Source organism: Citrobacter sp. Cpo142, from assembly GCF_030332425.1.
In the GTDB taxonomy this organism is placed as follows: domain Bacteria; phylum Pseudomonadota; class Gammaproteobacteria; order Enterobacterales; family Enterobacteriaceae; genus Citrobacter; species Citrobacter portucalensis.
Window position 1 is genome coordinate 243845 of record NZ_JAOWHW010000142.1, and the last position, 17949, is coordinate 261793.

16 protein-coding genes are annotated in these 17949 nt (G+C 54.0%); 11 read left to right on the forward strand and 5 right to left on the reverse strand.

The window, feature by feature from the left end; genetic code table 11:
• The first annotated feature begins 267 nt into the window (after positions 1-267).
• From osmY to OGY18_RS22450, 4 genes are all read left to right on the forward strand, one after another.
• Positions 268-885, forward strand: a complete 618-nt coding sequence (osmY, locus tag OGY18_RS22435) for a molecular chaperone OsmY (RefSeq protein WP_003829980.1) — start codon at positions 268-270, stop codon at positions 883-885.
• A 127-nt stretch (positions 886-1012) separates the two neighbouring features.
• Positions 1013-1174 (forward strand): DUF1328 domain-containing protein, encoded by a 162-nt coding sequence (locus OGY18_RS22440; protein WP_003019081.1) that lies wholly within the window; start codon positions 1013-1015, stop codon positions 1172-1174.
• 121 nt (positions 1175-1295) lie between these two features.
• Positions 1296-2369: a patatin-like phospholipase family protein gene (locus OGY18_RS22445; RefSeq protein WP_003829977.1), complete on the forward strand. Its 1074-nt coding sequence runs from the start codon at positions 1296-1298 to the stop codon at positions 2367-2369.
• On the forward strand, positions 2366-3142 hold the full coding sequence (locus OGY18_RS22450; RefSeq protein ID WP_126319342.1) for a metal-dependent hydrolase: 777 nt from the start codon (positions 2366-2368) through the stop codon (positions 3140-3142). The genes OGY18_RS22445 and OGY18_RS22450 overlap by 4 nt, the downstream gene beginning before the upstream one ends.
• Before the next feature lie 130 nt (positions 3143-3272).
• On the opposite strand, the gene OGY18_RS22455 is transcribed toward OGY18_RS22450, so the two are convergent.
• Both OGY18_RS22455 and OGY18_RS22460 read right to left on the reverse strand, forming a co-directional pair.
• Positions 3273-4136, reverse strand: a complete 864-nt coding sequence (locus tag OGY18_RS22455) for a YjjW family glycine radical enzyme activase (protein ID WP_149281244.1) — start codon at positions 4134-4136, stop codon at positions 3273-3275.
• The gene (locus OGY18_RS22460) at positions 4108-5658 is read right to left on the reverse strand and encodes a YjjI family glycine radical enzyme (protein ID WP_286554448.1); all 1551 of its coding nucleotides are present in this window, start codon (positions 5656-5658) and stop codon (positions 4108-4110) included. The genes OGY18_RS22455 and OGY18_RS22460 overlap by 29 nt, the downstream gene beginning before the upstream one ends.
• 261 nt (positions 5659-5919) lie before the next feature.
• Here OGY18_RS22460 and deoC point away from each other — a divergent pair, with 261 nt between their 5' ends.
• The 4 genes from deoC (at position 5920) to deoD (ending at position 10356) form a co-directional block, all read left to right on the forward strand.
• Complete coding sequence (gene deoC, locus OGY18_RS22465; protein WP_003019042.1) at positions 5920-6699, forward strand: deoxyribose-phosphate aldolase; 780 nt, start codon at positions 5920-5922, stop codon at positions 6697-6699.
• Between the two features lie 135 nt (positions 6700-6834).
• Positions 6835-8157 carry a thymidine phosphorylase gene (gene deoA, locus OGY18_RS22470; protein ID WP_286554450.1) on the forward strand — a complete coding sequence of 441 codons (1323 nt, stop codon included), beginning with the start codon at positions 6835-6837 and terminating at the stop codon, positions 8155-8157.
• Positions 8158-8208: 51 nt separating this feature from the next.
• Complete coding sequence (gene deoB, locus OGY18_RS22475; protein WP_286554452.1) at positions 8209-9432, forward strand: phosphopentomutase; 1224 nt, start codon at positions 8209-8211, stop codon at positions 9430-9432.
• 204 nt (positions 9433-9636) lie between these two features.
• Positions 9637-10356, forward strand: a complete 720-nt coding sequence (gene deoD / locus OGY18_RS22480; RefSeq protein WP_000224864.1) for a purine-nucleoside phosphorylase — start codon at positions 9637-9639, stop codon at positions 10354-10356.
• A 150-nt stretch (positions 10357-10506) separates the two neighbouring features.
• Here deoD and lplA read toward each other — a convergent pair whose 3' ends face one another.
• Together lplA and OGY18_RS22490 are read right to left on the reverse strand one after the other, a co-directional pair.
• The gene (gene lplA / locus OGY18_RS22485; RefSeq protein ID WP_003829951.1) at positions 10507-11523 is read right to left on the reverse strand and encodes a lipoate--protein ligase; all 1017 of its coding nucleotides are present in this window, start codon (positions 11521-11523) and stop codon (positions 10507-10509) included.
• Positions 11524-11560: 37 nt separating this feature from the next.
• Positions 11561-12202, reverse strand: coding sequence for a YtjB family periplasmic protein (locus OGY18_RS22490; protein WP_003829948.1), 642 nt, complete (start codon positions 12200-12202; stop codon positions 11561-11563).
• Positions 12203-12317: 115 nt separating this feature from the next.
• On the opposite strand from OGY18_RS22490, the gene serB reads away from it, so the two are divergent.
• From serB to nadR, 3 genes are all read left to right on the forward strand, one after another.
• On the forward strand, positions 12318-13286 hold the full coding sequence (gene serB, locus OGY18_RS22495; RefSeq protein ID WP_003829946.1) for a phosphoserine phosphatase: 969 nt from the start codon (positions 12318-12320) through the stop codon (positions 13284-13286).
• A gap of 83 nt (positions 13287-13369) precedes the next feature.
• Positions 13370-14752, forward strand: a complete 1383-nt coding sequence (radA, locus tag OGY18_RS22500) for a DNA repair protein RadA (RefSeq protein WP_003829944.1) — start codon at positions 13370-13372, stop codon at positions 14750-14752.
• A gap of 88 nt (positions 14753-14840) precedes the next feature.
• Positions 14841-16070, forward strand: coding sequence for a multifunctional transcriptional regulator/nicotinamide-nucleotide adenylyltransferase/ribosylnicotinamide kinase NadR (gene nadR / locus OGY18_RS22505; protein ID WP_003829942.1), 1230 nt, complete (start codon positions 14841-14843; stop codon positions 16068-16070).
• Between the two features lie 112 nt (positions 16071-16182).
• On the opposite strand, the gene ettA is transcribed toward nadR, so the two are convergent.
• Positions 16183-17850, reverse strand: a complete 1668-nt coding sequence (gene ettA / locus OGY18_RS22510; protein WP_003829940.1) for an energy-dependent translational throttle protein EttA — start codon at positions 17848-17850, stop codon at positions 16183-16185.
• Between the last annotated feature and the right edge of the window lie 99 nt (positions 17851-17949).

The window sequence follows — 17949 nt, forward strand, 5'->3', positions numbered from 1 at the left end:
TTCCTGTCTTTTAAATCCCTTGCGGAATGTTCTTAAAACCTCGCGTTTTTCTTTTGTTTGCCTGTTTTTTAATCAATTCTGACTGCGATCACGAAATCGTGAACTATATTTAACAATGTGATGACATAAATATCGGCGTTTAATGCTTTTTAGGCTGCCTGTTGCAGCGTCTATTGCTGATATTTATTCCACTTACAAGATTAGTTGCTGGTTCAGGCCGTGTAACGGCAGAGCATAGCTTTTAGCAAAACATACAGGAATACATCGATGACAATGACAGGACTTAAGATTTCTAAAACGCTGCTGGCCGTGATGCTGACCTCCGCTGTTGCAACGGGTTCTGCTTATGCAGAAAACGCTACGATGGATAAAGCGCAATCCGGCGTCGAAAGTGCGGGGCAGAAAGTCGATAGCTCTATGAACAAAGTCGGTAATTTCATGGATGACAGCACCATCACCGCGAAAGTAAAAGCCGCGCTGGTGGACCACGAAAGCATTAAGAGCACCGATATTTCCGTCAAAACAGATCAAAAGGTGGTGACACTAAGCGGGTTTGTTGAAAGCCAGGCACAGGCCGAAGAAGCGGTGAAAGTGGCGAAAGGCGTTGAGGGCGTGACCTCCGTTAGCGACAAACTGCATGTGCGTGATAGTAAAGAAACCTCCGTTAAAGGCTATGCGGGCGATACGGCAATCACCAGTGAGGTAAAAGCCAAGCTGCTGGCCGATGATATTGTCCCTTCCCGCAAGGTGAAAGTTGAGACCACCGATGGCGTTGTGCAACTTTCAGGCACCGTCGACTCACAGGCTCAAAGCGATCGTGCTGAGAGCATCGCCAAAGCGATTGATGGCGTGAAAAGCGTCAAAAACGATCTCAAAACTCAGTAATTAGACTTAATTCGTCCTCCTGACGTTTGTCGGGAGGCGTGTTGTGCACCACACTGAAAATATCGCCGATGGGCAGCCTGAGCGCTCATATCAAGCGGTGAAATTAACTATGGTAAAGGAGAAGCATATGTTTCGATGGGGCATCATATTTCTGGTTATCGCGTTAATTGCCGCCGCACTCGGTTTTGGTGGACTGGCGGGTACTGCAGCCGGCGCAGCGAAAATTGTGTTTGTGGTGGGGATCATTTTGTTCCTGGTCAGCCTGTTTACCGGGCGTAAACGACCCTAGTACGTAAACCGTAAAGAAAAATTGCTACTAAGCCAGTCCATTGGACTGGCTTTTACGGTTTTAGCGTCAGGCAATTTGCGTTACTTTGTTGCTCTATTACAAAAACAACAGGAAGGCAGAGGTGGGGCAGAGAATACCCGTCACGCTCGGTAATATTGCGCCGTTATCGTTACGTCCATTTCAACCAGGCAGTGTGGCGCTGGTGTGCGAGGGCGGGGGACAAAGAGGCATCTTCACCGCCGGCGTACTGGATGAGTTCATGCGCGCGCAGTTCAATCCCTTTGATCTCTACTATGGGACGTCGGCTGGCGCGCAAAACCTTTCAGCCTATCTCTGTAACCAGCCCGGTTACGGCCGCAAAGTTATTATGCGTTACACCACCCGACGCGAATTTTTTGACCCGGTGCGTTTTGTGCGCGGGGGAAACTTGATCGATCTCGACTGGCTGGTGGATTCGACTGCAACGCATATGCCGCTGGCGATGGACAACGCCGAGCGCCTGTTTGCCGCAGGGAAAGCATTTTATATGTGCGCCTGTCGGGGCGATGATTACACGCCCGGCTATTTTTCGCCGAACCGGCAAAACTGGCTCGACCTCATTCGAGCCTCCAGCGCGATTCCCGGGTTCTACCGCACAGGGGTTGTATTGGACGGCGTGAACTATCTGGATGGAGGAGTTAGTGATGCCATACCTGTGCAGGAGGCAGCGAAGCAGGGGGCAAAAACGTTGGTAGTGATTCGCACTGTGCCTTCGCAAATGTACTACACCCCGCAGTGGTTCAAACGTATGGAGCGCTGGTTGGGTGAAAGTAGCCTGCAACCGTTTCTGAATCTGGTGCAGCATCATGAGACCAGCTATCGTGCTATCCAGAGTTTTATTGAGAAGCCGCCGGGCAAGCTGCGTATTTTTGAGATCTATCCGCCAAAACCACTCCATAGCATGGCGTTGGGCAGCCGTATTCCGGCACTGCGGGAAGATTACAAAACCGGACGCCTGTGCGGTCGTTACTTTCTGGCGACAGTCGGCAAACTGTTGGCGAAAAATGCGCCGCTGCCTCGTCAGACGCCGAAGATTGTGGTGCCGGGGCCGGTGGTAGTTCCTCCTGCGCCGGTGGCCAACGATGCCCATGTGCCAGTGGTGACCAATGCGCCTCAGGCGAACGACACGACGTTTGATAATGAGGATTTGGCGTGAGTTATCGTTTTATCGATACGCATTGTCACTTTGATTTCCCGCCGTTTACCGGCGATGAATCTGCCAGCATTCAGCGCGCGGTGGAGGTTGGTGTACAGAGCATTATCGTTCCGGCCACACAGGCGGCGAATTTTCCCCGCGTACTGGCGCTAGCGGAAAATTATCCTCCATTGTTTGCCGCGCTTGGTCTGCATCCCATTGTTATTGAACAACATAGCGATGACTGCCTGGACCAGTTGCAACAGGAGCTGGATAAGCGCCCACGAAAGCTGGTGGCGCTAGGCGAGATTGGATTGGATCTGTATCGGGACGATCCGCAATTCGATAAGCAAGAGTGGGTGCTGGAAGCGCAACTAAAGCTGGCGAAGCGTTACGAACTGCCGGTGATCCTGCATTCGCGGCGCACTCATGACAAACTGGCGATGCACCTGAAACGCCATGCTTTGCCACGAACAGGTGTGGTGCATGGTTTTTCCGGGAGCGTGCAGCAGGCAGAGCGCTTTGTGCAACTGGGATACAAAATTGGCGTGGGAGGCACCATTACCTATCCGCGCGCCAGTAAAACCCGCGAGGTAATGGCGCAATTACCGCTGGAATCGCTGTTGCTGGAAACCGACGCGCCGGATATGCCGCTCAATGGCTTTCAGGGACAGCCTAACCGGCCGGAGCAGGTAGTAAGAGTCTTCGACGTCTTATGCGAACTGCGCCCGGAACCTGCGGACGTGATCGCTGACGCGCTGTATCGTAATACCACGGCGTTGTTTAATGTGTGATTGGATGGCGTATCCGGCCGACAAATGTGTGCGCTCCGTAGGCCTGATAAGCGAAGCGCATCAGGCATAACTTCGTCGGATGGCAGCTGTGTTTTTTCCGGCCTACAGATGATGTCGTCGCATCCGGCAATCACAGGTACAGCGCCGGGAAAATCAAATTATCCACCCCGCGTTCGCGCAATCTTTGCGCCAGCTGTTCCACATCCTCCGGCGTGGCGCTCGGCCAGTCCTTCGCTTCGCCATACACCCCGTGCGCATGAAAGGCATTCAGCCGCACAGGTACGTCACCGGTACGTATGATAAACGCCGCCAGCGCATCAATATGCTGTAGATAATCCACCTGACCAGGAATAACCAGCAGGCGCAGTTCCGCCAGTTTTCTCTGCCCGGACAAAAAGGTAATACTTTGTTTAATCAGCGTGTTATCGCGGCCGGTAAGCTGCCGATGACACGTGCTGTCCCAGGCTTTTAAATCCAGCATTACGCCGTCGCACACCGGCAGCAGCTTCTGCCAGCCGGTTTCGCTCAGCATGCCGTTGCTGTCGACCATGCAGGTCAGGTGTTGCAACTGCGGATCGGTTTTTATCGCGGTAAATAGCGCCACAATAAAGGGGAGTTGAGTAGTCGCTTCACCGCCACTAACGGTTATCCCTTCGATAAACAGTGACGCTTTACGAATATGTTGCAGCACTTCATCAACGCTCATACTCTGCGCCATCGGCGTGGCCTGCTGGGGGCACATATGCAGGCAGGTGTCACACTGCTGACACACATCGGACTGCCACCACACTTTCCCCGCGCTCAGGCTCAGCGCCTCATGCGGGCAATGCAGCACACACTCCCCGCAGTCGTTGCAGCGTCCCATCGTCCACGGATTGTGGCAATTCTTACAGCGCAGATTACATCCTTGCAGAAACAGAGCCAGGCGACTGCCCGGCCCGTCGACGCAGGAGAAAGGAATTAGCTTACTTACTAAAGCGCATCTGCTGTTCATGGCTAATCACGCGAGGTTGTCGTTCCAGAATGCGCGTATTGCGCGCGGCTTCTTCGCCCAGCCAGGTGGTGTTGGTGCGAGACCCTTCGGCGCGATATTTTTCCAGATCCGACAGCCGCACCATATAACCCGTAACGCGAACCAGATCGTTGCCGCTCACGTTGGCGGTAAACTCGCGCATTCCGGCTTTAAACGCCCCGAGGCACAGCTGCACCAGCGCCTGAGGGTTACGCTTGATGGTTTCATCCAGCGTGAGAATGTCACTGATCCCGGCGTGATAAAACGCGTGATGTGGCGCGACGGTTTGCAGATGGGTGATCGGGTCCGGCTCATCGCCATAAGGCAGGCGTGCGCCCGGCGTGGTGCCGATGTCCGAACTGATCCCTGATTGTGCATGCAGCATCGCGCGCTGCTTCCAGCCATATTTCACCGGGGTGTTTTCTACAAATTCCGCCAGCTGGGTGCTGATGCGATAGCCGAGCTGATTGGCGAACTCATCTTTCCCATAGCGTGCATTCTGTCCCGCCTTATCGCACAGCAGGTTCACCGCCTCCGCCAGGCCGTACATGCCAAACATAGGCACAAAACGTTCGGGATCAATCAACCCTTCCTGCACGAGGAAGCTATTCTCAAAGAAATGTGATTTCTCATAGAGGAATTCACATCGTGAATCAATGATGGCGATTTGCTGCTGGCAGTAGTGCGGTAGGGTGCGCGTAAAGAAGTCATCGACAGAGGTGCTGCGCTCTGCGATGGCTTTCAGATTAAGCCTGACCAGCGTGCTTCCACCCCCGGCGAGCGGCAAAGAGTTGTAACAACTGACGACGCCATACTGACCTTTTGTGAAAATTTTATCATTTTCAGGTCCGTTGGAAATATGTGGCTTACTGCACTCGCAGATATTTTGCGCCACGTTAAGCAGCAGATCGTCAGGTGTAATTTGTGGATCATAAATGAATGTCAGATTAGGCGAAACCTGCTTTAACTCTGCATCTGCGCGTAAAATTGCACGGGTGACTGGTGTATCTGCAGGGCCGATATTGGCATGCATAAACGCGTCTGGCAGGGTTCTGTCGAGATAACGCCAGAAACGTTTTATTCGAATATCGATCTCTTCTTGTGTTAGAATTCTAACATACGGTTGCAACAGGGCATCGAGCTGACCGAGATAGACCGGCATCGACGTCACTGACGGAACATGGTGGTAAAGAATAGTGAGTAAGGATAACGCGTCATCAAGATCCCTGGCGCCTTCCAGCTCCAGCCACGATGAACCATTGGCCAGAAAACGCGCGTAATCGGGTAAAACATAGCGCGGTTTGAACGGGGCATGACCTTCGTACATATCGCAGATTACCCCATCATCCAGCGCCTGACGTGCCTGTGCAGGCAGTTGCGGGTAAGGCAGCGCGTTTTCAGCTTCCAGCGCCAGAAAGTGGCGTTTCTGCTCAGGGCTGAGCACCGGGCTGGTCACGATTTGTTGGCAACGCTGTTGCAGCGCGAGTTCGCTTGAAGTGGGCATCGTTGATTCCTTTTTGTCCCGAAGGTGTAACGCCATTGTAGAAAGCAACGCCGCCACAACCTTTGATCCGGATGCGCCTGATGCCACCGCATCCCTTTAGAAAAGGTGATTTATTTGAAGTAGATCTCATTATAGTAATGCAAATCTGTATGTGGTTTTCATTAACTGTGATGTATATCGAAGTGTAATAGCGAGCGGATGTTAGAATACTAACAAACTCGCAAGGTGAAATTTTATACGGCGATGCCGTTGGAGAATGTTATGACCGATTTAACAGCAAGCAGCCTGCGTGCACTGAAACTGATGGACCTGACCACTCTGAATGACGACGACACCAATGAAAAAGTGATCGCGCTGTGTCATCAGGCGAAGACCCCGGTTGGCAACACTGCCGCAATCTGTATCTATCCGCGTTTCATCCCTATTGCGCGTAAGACCCTGAAAGAGCAGGGCACGCCGGACATCCGCATTGCAACCGTCACCAACTTCCCGCACGGCAACGACGACATCGAAATTGCGCTGGCGGAAACCCGTGCGGCGATCGCCTACGGTGCCGATGAAGTCGACGTGGTGTTCCCGTACCGTGCGCTGATCGCTGGTAACGAACAGATTGGTTTTGATCTGGTTAAAGCCTGCAAAGACGCGTGTGCGGCGGCAAACGTGCTGCTGAAAGTGATCATCGAAACCGGTGAGCTGAAAGAAGAAGCGCTGATTCGCAAAGCATCTGAAATCTCCATCAAAGCCGGTGCTGATTTCATCAAAACTTCTACCGGTAAAGTGCCGGTCAATGCGACGCCGGAAAGCGCACGCATCATGATGGAAGTGATCCGCGACATGGGTGTTTCTAAAACTGTAGGTTTCAAACCGGCTGGTGGCGTACGCACTGCAGAAGATGCACAGCAGTTCCTGGCGATTGCCGATGAACTGTTTGGCGCTGACTGGGCTGATTCTCGTCACTACCGTTTTGGCGCATCCAGCCTGCTGGCGAGTCTGCTGAAAGCGCTGGGTCACGGCGACGGCAAGAGCGCAAGCAGCTACTAAGCCTTATATTGCCGGAGCTGTAGCGACGTAGGCCGGATAAGGCGTAGCCGCCATCCGGCATTAAGACGACTGCCGGGTGGCGCGTTGCTTACCCGGCCTACAACGGCCTTCTACTCTTTTCCCCTGGGGGTTACCGTGTTTCTCGCACAAGAAATTATTCGTAAAAAACGTGATGGTCATGCGCTGAGCGATGAAGAAATTCGTTTCTTTATCAATGGTATTCGCGACAACACCATCTCTGAAGGGCAAATCGCCGCCCTGGCGATGACCATTTTCTTCCACGATATGACAATGCCTGAGCGAGTTTCGCTGACCATGGCAATGCGTGATTCAGGAACCGTGCTGGACTGGAAAAGCCTGCAGCTGAACGGCCCGATTGTGGATAAACACTCTACCGGCGGTGTAGGTGACGTAACGTCACTGATGTTAGGCCCGATGGTCGCAGCGTGCGGCGGCTATATTCCGATGATCTCCGGGCGTGGCCTGGGGCATACCGGCGGTACACTCGATAAACTGGAAGCGATTCCTGGATTTGACATCTTCCCGGACGACGCGCGCTTCCGTGAAATTATTAAAGACGTGGGTGTGGCGATTATTGGGCAAACCAGCTCGCTCGCACCGGCGGATAAACGTTTTTATGCCACCCGCGATATTACCGCGACGGTGGATTCCATCCCGCTGATTACCGGTTCCATTCTGGCGAAAAAACTGGCGGAAGGGCTGGATGCGCTAGTGATGGATGTGAAAGTGGGCAGCGGCGCCTTTATGCCGACCTACGAGCTTTCTGAAGCCCTTGCTGAGGCGATTGTCGGCGTGGCAAACGGTGCGGGTGTACGTACCACCGCGCTGTTAACCGATATGAACCAGGTGCTGGCCTCCAGCGCAGGTAACGCGGTCGAAGTCCGCGAAGCGGTGCAGTTCCTGACCGGTGAATACCGTAATCCACGTCTGTTAGACGTCACCATGGCGCTGTGCGTGGAAATGCTGATCTCCGGCAATCTGGCGAAAGATGACGCCGAAGCCCGTGCGAAATTGCAGGCGGTGCTGGACAACGGTAAAGCGGCAGAGATTTTTGGTCGCATGGTTGCGGTGCAAAAAGGCCCGACCGATTTCGTCGAAAATTATGCGAAGTACCTGCCGACGGCAATGCTCAGCAAAGCGGTATATGCTGATACCGAAGGTTTTGTCAGCGCGATGGATACCCGTGCGCTGGGGATGGCGGTCGTTTCCATGGGTGGCGGTCGTCGTCAGGCTTCGGACACCATTGATTACAGCGTTGGCTTTAGCGATATGGCGCGTCTGGGCGACAGCGTAGACGGACAACGCCCGTTGGCGGTGATCCACGCGAAAGACGAAGCCAGCTGGCAGGAAGCGGCGAAAGCGGTCAAAGCGGCAATTAGCCTTGACGATAAAGCGCCAGAAATTACACCGACAGTCTATCGTCGTATTACCGAATAACTGTATACTGATCTGATCGCTTTTTTGCGGCGCAGATGTATGGAGAACAAGATGAAACGTGCATTTATTATGGTGCTGGACTCCTTTGGTATTGGTGCGACTGAAGATGCGGATCGCTTTGGCGACGTAGGTTCAGACACTATGGGACACATTGCAGAAGCCTGTGCGAAAGGTGAAGCTGACAATGGTCGCAAAGGTCCACTGAATCTGCCTAACCTGACCCGTCTGGGCCTGGTGAAAGCTCACGAAGGTTCTACCGGTAAAATTGCTGCTGGTATGGACGGTAACGCGGAAGTGATTGGTGCCTACGCATGGGCGCATGAACTTTCTTCCGGGAAAGACACGCCGTCTGGCCACTGGGAAATCGCGGGTGTCCCGGTTCTGTTTGATTGGGGTTATTTCTCCGATCATGAAAACAGCTTCCCGCAGGAACTGCTGGATAAACTGGTAAAACGTGCCAACCTGCCAGGCTACCTCGGCAACTGCCACTCTTCCGGTACCGTGATCCTGGATCAACTGGGTGAAGAGCATATGAAAACCGGCAAGCCGATTTTCTATACCTCCGCTGACTCCGTGTTCCAGATTGCCTGCCACGAAGAGACGTTTGGCCTGGATAAACTTTACGAGCTGTGCGAAATCGCACGTGAAGAGCTGACCGAAGGTGGTTACAACATCGGTCGTGTTATCGCACGTCCGTTTATCGGTGATAAAGCCGGTAACTTCCAGCGTACCGGTAACCGTCACGACCTGGCCGTTGAGCCGCCAGCACCGACCGTGCTGCAGAAACTGGTCGACGAAAAAGACGGTCACGTGGTTTCCGTCGGTAAAATCGCGGATATCTACGCTAACTGCGGCATCACCAAAAAAGTGAAAGCCACCGGTCTGGATGCGTTGTTCGACGCCACCATCAAAGAGATCAAAGAAGCAGGTGATAAGACCATCGTCTTCACCAACTTCGTTGATTTCGACTCTTCCTGGGGACATCGTCGCGATATCGCCGGTTATGCAGCGGGCCTGGAACTGTTCGACCGCCGTCTGCCTGAGCTGATGGAGCTGGTGGGTGAAGATGACATTCTGATCCTGACCGCTGACCACGGCTGCGACCCAAGCTGGACCGGCACTGATCACACCCGTGAACACATCCCGGTACTGGTTTACGGCCCGAAAGTGAAACCTGGTTCGTTAGGTCACCGTGAAACCTTCGCTGATATCGGTCAGACGCTGGCGAGCTACTTTGGTACGTCACCGATGGACTACGGTAAAAACATGCTGTAATACCCGTTGTCTTTCGCGCTGTAGATGCGTTGACTTCATTCGCTCCCCCCGGTCACATAGTGAATCTATGCTCCCGGGGATTCACGAATTCGTCGCCTTCCTACAACGCGAAATCCTTAAGGTATTTCACTGTTTTGCATACGTTTTGTAGGCCTGATAAGGCGTAGCCGCCATCAGGCAATAACAACGAAATAAGGACAAAAAATGGCAACTCCACATATTAATGCAGAAATGGGTGATTTCGCTGACGTCGTATTGATGCCGGGCGACCCGCTGCGTGCAAAGCATATTGCTGAAACTTTCCTCGAAGATGTTCGTGAAGTGAACAACGTTCGCGGCATGTTAGGTTTTACCGGTACTTACAAAGGCCGTAAGATCTCCGTTATGGGTCACGGTATGGGTATCCCGTCCTGCTCCATCTACACCAAAGAGCTGATCACCGATTTCGGCGTGAAGAAAATCATTCGCGTAGGCTCCTGCGGCGCTGTGCGTATGGACGTTAAACTGCGTGACGTGGTTATCGGTATGGGCGCTTGCACCGACTCCAAAGTTAACCGTATCCGTTTTAAAGATCATGACTTCGCTGCTATCGCTGACTTCGACATGGTGCGTAACGCGGTTGATGCGGCAAAAGCACTGGGTGTAGACGCGCGCGTGGGCAACCTGTTCTCCGCTGACCTGTTCTACTCTCCGGACGGTGAAATGTTCGACGTGATGGAAAAATACGGCGTGCTGGGCGTGGAAATGGAAGCGGCGGGCATCTACGGTGTTGCTGCGGAATTTGGTGCAAAAGCGCTGACCATCTGCACCGTTTCCGACCATATCCGTACTCACGAGCAGACCACTGCCGCTGAACGTCAGACGACCTTTAACGACATGATCAAAATCGCGCTGGAATCCGTTCTGCTGGGCGATAAAGAGTAAGGGTTGTTGTGGCCCGGTGGCGTTGCGCTGGCCGGGCCTACGGGAATGCCGCTATTAATGCCTGATGGCGCTTCGCTTATCAGGCCTACAGGAGCGGTCTTGTAGGCCGGATAAGGCGCAGCCGCCATCCGGCAATTCGCCACTAATCGCTTACCGCACGGCCTTCGCCACCCACGCCGCCAGTTCACGCAGCTCGCTTTCCTGATCCGGATATTCCGTAACCAGCGCTTCGCAAGTCTGCTGTAAAACATCGGCGCGATACTGGCAGCCCTGTAGCCGCTCTGCCAGCGCTTCTAACGGCGCGGGATTGAGACTGTCGGTAAACACCTGTGTGCGCGTGATATGACCTTTTTCGACGTCGAAATGCAGCTCAACACCGCCCCAGGTGAAACGCTCGTCCAGCAGGTGCGAGAAAGCAGGTGCCTGACCAAAATTCCATTCCCAACTGCTCTGGCGGGCAAAGGTTTCGGCAAAATTTGGCAGGTCCGGCGTTTTATCCGGTGAGATCACTTCCGCTTCAACGCGTTCGCCATAATGAGCAAAAAAGGCTTCCGTGATGGCCTGACAGACCTGTTCATGGGTGATGCCCGGTAACAGCTCCGTCAAATTCGCCACCCGTGAGCGGACAGAGGTAATCCCCTTTGCTGCGAGTTTCTTTTTGTCGGGATTGAGATAGTTTGCCAGGCGGCTGAGATCGGCATTTAGCAGCAGCGTGCCGTGGTGGAAGCCGCGATCTTTCGTTTCCCGGTAAGCAGAGCCTGAAACTTTGCGATCGCCGTCTGGCGTTTTCACAACCAGGTCGTTACGCCCGGAGGCGTCCGCCGTCACACCCAGAGAATTCAATGCGTTGAGGACAATCGCGGTGGAAATGGTTTTGTCGTACTCCGGTTTACCGGCCATAAAGGTAAAGCAGGTATTGCCTAAGTCATGGAACACCGCGCCGCCGCCGCTGCTACGGCGGGCGAGCCGCACGTTGTCTTCCTCCATACGGCGGGTATTACACTCTTTCCACGGGTTTTGCGCCCGGCCAATCACCACCGTATCGGCGTTACGCCACAAGAACAGGACGCGCTGCGTGGCGGGCATCTGGCGAAAAATGCACTCTTCGACCGCGAGATTAAACCACGGATCGTAAGAGTCTGAGATAAGCAGGCGTAGTGTAGTCATGGTTGATTTCCCTTCTGTTTTACAGTTTTTACTGCTTTTACTCTTTTTTCTCGTTGTCTTCTTCCTGCACCGGTTTGTTGGCGGTCAGCAGGAAAGGGGATTGCTGCCAGCGGGTACGCTTGCCTTGCAATAATGTACGGGTGAGCACGACGCCAATCGCCAGCGCCAGCAGCAGCATCAGGCGTAAGATATTGGTGGTGTTATCTACCTGCTTCGCCTCGGTGGCGAGGGTGTGGGTATCCAGCGTCAGGCGCAAATAGCCCAGCGGACCATTTTTCCCCTGAATGGGTTCGACAATCTGCTGGTTAAAATAACCCCCGGCTTTTTTGCCGTCGAGCGCCAGTCGGTCACGAACGTTGACGCTCTCGCCGGTACGCGTAATCAGGTCTCCCTGTTCATCGTACACGCCAGCGTCCAGAATACGGCTACTTTCCGTCAGCTGTGTGAGTACCGCTTTGATGCGTTTTTCATCCGGCGTTTCGGTACGCATTAGCGGAGCAACATTTAGCGCCACCTGGCGGGCCAGCGTACGGGCCAGCTCTTCGAGCTGCGGATTACGCTGCTGCTGGTGACTTTGACTAAACCAGGATGCGCCCTGCATCAGGGCGACGAGCAGCGCAAGACAGAACAATACAATCACTGCACGATGAAGTCGGAATTTCAGTTTTGCGCGAGCCATATTCCACCTGCTGAAAATTTGAGACTTAATGTTGCCAGAAGCGCTGGTTACAGGGTAGCCTCATGCGTTATTTTCCCCTGATGATTCCGACCCGAACGATTTTACAGGAGCTTTAATGCCTAACATAACCTGGTGCGATCTACCTGAAGATGTTTCTCTGTGGCCAGGTCTGCCTCTCTCTTTAAGTGGCGATGAAGTCATGCCGCTGGACTACCACGCGGGCCGCAGTGGCTGGCTGCTGTACGGTCGTGGTCTGGATAAACAACGTTTAACGCAATACCAGAGCAAACTGGGCGCGGCGATGGTGATTGTTGCTGCCTGGTGCGTCGAGGATTATCAGGTGATTCGCCTGGCGGGTTCGTTAACGCCGCGCGCGGCAAAACTGGCTCATGATGCCAAACTGGATGTTGCCCCGTTAGGCAAAATTCCGCATCTGCGCACGCCGGGTTTGCTGGTGATGGACATGGACTCAACGGCAATCCAGATCGAATGCATTGATGAAATTGCTAAACTGGCTGGAACCGGTGAGATGGTTGCGGAAGTCACGGAACGCGCAATGCGTGGCGAACTGGACTTTACCGCCAGCCTGCGTAGCCGCGTGGCGACGCTGAAGGGCGCTGATGCCAATATTCTGCACCAGGTGCGCGAAACGCTACCGCTGATGCCCGGCCTGACTCAACTGGTGTTAAAACTGGAAACGCTCGGCTGGAAAGTGGCTATTGCCTCTGGCGGTTTTACCTTCTTTGCCGATTACCTGCGTAATAAACTGCGTCTGACGGCGGCGGTAGCAAACGAGCTGGAGATCATGGACGGTAAATTTACCGGCAACGTGATCGGCGATATCGTCGATGCCCAGTACAAAGCCAATACCCTGACCCGCCTGGCGCAAGAATATGAGATCCCGATGGCGCAGACGGTGGCGATCGGCGACGGTGCCAACGACCTGCCGATGATCAAAACGGCCGGACTGGGTATTGCGTATCATGCTAAACCGAAAGTGAATGAAAAGACGGAGATTACTATCCGCCACGCTGACCTGATGGGCGTGTTCTGCATTCTCTCCGGCAGCATGAACCAGAAATGATTAAATTGCCCGGTGGCAAGGTGTCCGTGGGCCGGATAAGCACCCACGCCATCCGGCAAAAGCGTTAACGAAAGAGGTAAAACGTGGCAAAAGCTCCTAAACGCGCCTTTGTTTGTAATGAATGCGGGGCCGATTACCCGCGCTGGCAGGGGCAATGCAGCGCCTGTCAGGCCTGGAATACCATTACCGAGGTGCGCCTTGCCGCATCGCCAACGGTGGCGCGTAACGAGCGGCTCAGTGGCTATGCCGGGAATGCGGGCGTGGCAAAAGTGCAGAAGCTGTCTGACATCAGCCTTGAAGAACTGCCGCGTTTTTCCACTGGATTTAAAGAGTTTGACCGCGTGCTGGGTGGCGGGGTGGTACCCGGCAGCGCTATCCTGATTGGCGGTAATCCCGGCGCGGGGAAATCAACGCTGCTGCTACAAACGCTGTGTAAGCTCGCTGAGCAGATGAAAACCCTGTACGTTACTGGCGAAGAGTCGCTACAACAGGTGGCGATGCGCGCGCACCGGCTTGGCTTGCCGACGGCGAATCTGAACATGCTGTCGGAAACCAGTATTGAACAAATTTGCCTGATTGCCGAAGAAGAACAGCCGAAACTGATGGTGATCGACTCCATTCAGGTAATGCACATGGCGGATATTCAGTCTTCGCCGGGCAGCGTGGCGCAGGTGCGCGAAACGGCGGCTTACCTGACGCGCTTTGCCAAAACGCGCGGCGTGGCGATTGTCATGGTCGGCCACGTCACCAAAGATGGCTCGCTGGCCGGGCCGAAGGTGCTGGAGCACTGTATTGACTGTTCGGTACTGCTCGACGGTGACGCCGATTCCCGTTTCCGTACTCTGCGTAGCCATAAAAACCGCTTTGGTGCGGTGAATGAGCTGGGCGTCTTTGCCATGACCGAACAGGGTCTGCGTGAAGTCAGCAACCCTTCCGCTATCTTCTTAAGCCGTGGCGATGAGGTCACCTCCGGCAGTTCGGTGATGGTGGTCTGGGAAGGCACGCGCCCGCTGCTGGTAGAGATTCAGGCGCTGGTCGATCATTCGATGATGGCGAACCCGCGTCGCGTGGCGGTCGGTCTGGAACAGAACCGTCTGGCGATTCTGCTGGCGGTGCTGCATCGTCACGGTGGCTTGCAGATGGCGGATCAGGACGTGTTCGTTAACGTAGTCGGCGGCGTAAAAGTCACCGAAACCAGCGCCGACCTGGCGTTGCTGCTGGCAATGGTTTCCAGTCTGCGCGACAGGCCGCTGCCGCAGGATTTAGTGGTCTTTGGCGAAGTGGGGCTGGCGGGCGAAATCCGTCCGGTACCCAGCGGCCAGGAGCGTATTTCGGAAGCGGCGAAGCACGGCTTTCGCCGGGCGATTGTCCCTGCCGCTAACGTACCGAAAAAAGTACCGGAAGGGATGCAGGTCTTTGGCGTTAAGAAGCTTGCGGATGCGTTAAGCGTGTTTGACGACCTATAATCAAATACCCGTACGTACTGATTTTGTAGGCCTGATAAGCGAAGCGCCATCAGGCAGTGTTACGCGATTTTTCCAGCAGGAGGCTCTTGTGTCATTTGAATATCTGAAAACCGCCATAAAGCAAAAGGGCTGTACCCTGCAACAGGTGGCGGATGCCAGTGGCATGACCAAGGGATACCTAAGCCAACTGCTGAATGCCAAAATCAAAAGCCCCAGCGCGCAGAAGCTGGAGGCGTTGCACCGTTTTCTCGGGCTGGAGTTTCCGCGCCAGCAGAAAAATATCGGTGTGGTATTCGGCAAGTTTTATCCGCTGCACACCGGCCATATCTATCTTATCCAGCGCGCCTGTAGTCAGGTCGATGAACTGCATATCATCATGGGCTATGACGATACGCGCGATCGCAGCCTGTTTGAAGACAGCGCCATGTCGCAACAGCCGACGGTGCCCGATCGTCTACGCTGGCTGCTGCAAACCTTTAAGTATCAGAAAAATATCCGTATTCATGCCTTCAACGAAGAAGGCATGGAGCCGTATCCGCACGGCTGGGACGTGTGGAGCAACGGGATCAAAACGTTTATGCAGGAGAAAGGGATCCAGCCAAACTGGATCTACACCTCTGAAGAATCAGATGCCCCGCAGTATCTCGAACATTTGGGGATCGAAACCGTGCTGGTGGATCCCAAGCGGACGTTTATGAGCATTAGCGGTGGGCAAATTCGTGAAAACCCGTTTCGCTACTGGGAGTATATTCCGACCGAAGTGAAGCCGTTTTTCGTGCGCACCGTGGCGATCCTCGGTGGGGAGTCGAGCGGCAAATCGACGCTGGTGAACAAGCTTGCCAATATCTTTAACACCACCAGTGCGTGGGAATATGGGCGTGATTATGTTTTCTCCCATTTGGGCGGCGATGAGATGGCGTTACAGTATTCTGACTACGATAAAATTGCCCTGGGACAAGCGCAATACATTGATTTTGCTGTTAAGTACGCCAATAAAGTGGCGTTCATCGACACCGATTTCGTGACCACTCAGGCCTTCTGTAAAAAGTATGAAGGGCGTGAACACCCGTTTGTGCAAGCGCTGATTGACGAGTATCGCTTCGACCTTGTGATCCTGTTGGAAAACAATACCCCGTGGGTGGCGGATGGCTTACGCAGCCTTGGAAGCTCAGTTGACAGAAAAGCGTTTCAGACACTGCTGGTCGAGATGCTGCAGGAAAACAATATCAATTTTGTGCACGTTCAGGAGCCTGACTACGACGGTCGCTTCCTGCGCTGCGTGGAGTTGGTGAAAGAGTTGATGGGTGAGCAGAGGTAGGTTTTAGAGGTAGGTTTTAATGCCGGATGCGCTGCGCTTATCCGGCCTACAAGTCGCACTAACCTCGTAGGCCGGATAAGGCGTAACGCCACCATCCGGCGCTTAACGCTAATTACTTAGAAATACGCTTGTACTTAATACGTTTCGGCTCCAGCGCATCGGCGCCCAGCGTACGTTTCTTGTACTCTTCGTATTCGGTAAAGTTACCTTCGAAGAACTCAACCTTACCTTCGTCCTGGTAATCCAGAATGTGGGTCGCGATACGGTCAAGGAACCAACGGTCGTGCGAGATAACCATCGCGCAACCCGGGAATTCCAGCAGGGCGTTTTCCAGCGCGCGCAGGGTTTCGATATCCAGGTCGTTGGTTGGTTCATCGAGCAGCAGCATGTTGCCGCCAACCTGCAGCAGCTTCGCCAGGTGCAGACGACCACGCTCACCGCCGGACAGCTCGCCTACGCGTTTGCCCTGATCCACACCTTTGAAGTTGAAGCGGCCCACGTAGGCACGGCTTGGCATCTCGGTGTTGCCGATACGCATGATATCCAGCCCGCCGGAAACTTCTTCCCACACGGTTTTGCTGTTGTCCATCGCATCACGGAACTGGTCAACGGAGGCCAGTTTGACGGTTTCACCCAGCGTGATGGTGCCGCTGTCAGGCTGTTCCTGACCGGACATCATACGGAACAGGGTAGATTTACCCGCGCCGTTCGGACCGATGATGCCGACAATTGCACCTTTCGGTACGGAGAAACTCAGATCGTCGATCAGAACGCGATCGCCGTAGGATTTACGCAGATTGGTGACTTCAACAACTTTATCGCCCAGACGTGCTCCAGGTGGAATAAACAGTTCGTTGGTTTCGTTACGTTTCTGGTATTCGGTGTTGTTTAGCTCTTCAAAGCGTGCCAGACGGGCTTTACCCTTAGACTGACGGCCTTTAGCGCCCTGACGTACCCACTCCAGCTCTTTCTCAATAGATTTACGGCGAGCCGCTTCCTGAGAGGCTTCCTGGGCCAGACGCTGATCTTTCTGCTCCAGCCAGGAAGAGTAGTTACCTTCCCACGGAATACCTTCACCACGGTCCAGCTCCAGGATCCAGCCCGCAACGTTGTCGAGGAAGTAACGGTCGTGGGTAATCGCCACTACGGTGCCTTCGAAGTCGTGCAGGAAGCGTTCCAGCCACGCGACGGATTCCGCATCCAGGTGGTTGGTCGGTTCGTCGAGCAGCAGCATGTCTGGTTTTTCCAGCAGCAGGCGGCACAGCGCAACGCGGCGGCGTTCACCACCGGAGAGATTCTCAATTTTAGCGTCCCAGTCCGGCAGACGCAGGGCGTCAGCGGCACGCTCAAGCTGCACGTTCAGGTTATGGCCGTCGTGCGCCTGGATAATTTCTTCAAACTTGCCCTGTTGTGCGGCCAGTTTATCGAAGTCGGCGTCCGGCTCGGCGTACTTGGCGTACACTTCATCCAGACCTTTCAGCGCACTAACCACTTCGGCAACCGCTTCTTCAACGGATTCACGAACGGTATGCTCTGGGTTTAGTTTTGGTTCCTGCGGCAGGTAACCGATTTTAATGCCTGGCTGTGGGCGAGCTTCACCTTCGATATCGGTATCAATACCGGCCATGATACGCAGCAGGGTAGATTTACCCGCACCGTTCAGACCGAGAACACCGATTTTGGCGCCAGGGAAGAAGCTCAGTGAGATGTTTTTAAGAATATGACGTTTCGGCGGAACGACCTTGCCGACACGATGCATGGTATAAACGAATTGGGCCACGTTGGACTCGCCTCTATGTTTATCGTGATGATGAATAGTTATCAAAGGCGAAGTGTAGCCTTTTTCATTGCCCAATCCCAGCCAGCAGATCCCACTCGC